Origin of the sequence: Streptomyces niveiscabiei, assembly GCF_001419795.1 — a bacterium.
Taxonomy (GTDB): domain Bacteria; phylum Actinomycetota; class Actinomycetes; order Streptomycetales; family Streptomycetaceae; genus Streptomyces; species Streptomyces niveiscabiei.
The window spans coordinates 1-1,131 of the sequence record NZ_LIRL01001248.1 but is presented as its reverse complement, the minus strand read 5'-3'; the positions used below and the strand labels follow the sequence as shown (position 1 = coordinate 1,131).

Sequence of the window (1,131 nt, the reverse complement as noted above, 5' to 3'; positions counted from 1 at the left end):
CGACGATCGTGTCCTCCACGTACTGGTCGACGACCTCAGCGCGCCGGCCGCCGCCGTGCCCGGTCGGGCACCGGTACGACGGATAGTTACGGCCGCCGGACTGGGTGACGGTCATCGTCTCGGTGCAGTTACGGCCGCACCGGTACAGCACCGACCCGACCCACTTCGGCTGGGCGCCCGGGGTGGTCACCCGGGACGGGTCCTTGAGGATCGCCACGCAGGCCCTGAACTTCTCCTCGGGCACGAGCTGGTCCCATTTGCCGGGCCCCACCTCCTCGCCCCGGTAGACGGCGATACCGGCGTTCCGGGGGCGCATCAGGATCGCGCGGGCTTCCTGGTGGCTGAAGTCGTTCCCGAGGGTCGTGGTGAAGCCCTTGTCCTTGAGCCACTTCTTGAACGAGCGGACCGACCCGCCGACGAGGATGAGGTCGGTTCCGTACAGCACCGCCCCGGCTTCGTCGGGCCGGGCCTTGCTCATGTCGAGCACCTCGACCTCAGTCTCCTCGCCCGTCTCGGGGTCGGTGACCGTCCGGGTCTCGCCCGTGGGCATGCCCCAGCCGAACGGGCGGATGCCGCCGGTCCACTCGCCGTTGAGCGCCTTCTGGCGGCGGGCGCGGGCGACGCGTTCGCCCTTGTGCTCGGATTCCTGACGGGCCACGGCGCCGAGGATGCGCGCGGTCATCCGTCCGGACGGCGTCGCGAGGTCGATGTTCCCTGCCTGCACGGTGTGCGTGGAGATTCCGCGCCTGTCCGACAGATCGATGTACTCCTCCAACTCGACGATCGAGCGGGTGAGCCGGTCGGTGTGCCAGACGATGACGACGGTGGCCTTGCCCTCGTCGAGGTCGGCGAGCATCTGCCGGTAGCCCTTGCGTAGCTTGCCGGAGAACGCCGACACGTCGTTGTCGGTGTAGACCCCGACGACCTCCCAGCCGTTCCGTGCGGCGAGGGCTTCGCAGTCCTCGCGCTGCCGGTCGACGCCGAGGCCGGCGCCGGTGCGGTCCTGGCTGATGCGGCAGTAGATGACGGCGCGGGTCTTGACGCCTGAGGCGACGTCGATGGCGGAGCGGAGGTGTGGGCTCATGACCTGAGTGTGGCGCACTAGTGGTGTCCTTGTCTCAGGTTCGGGAA

Annotated in this window: 1 protein-coding gene; it reads right to left on the bottom strand. The window is 69.2% G+C overall.

Features of this window, described 5'->3' with window-relative positions:
• Positions 1-1,084 (bottom strand): recombinase family protein (locus AOK24_RS42685; protein ID WP_055725236.1); only part of this gene is annotated, 1,084 nt, incomplete at its 3' end.
• Positions 1,085-1,131: the final 47 nt, after the last annotated feature.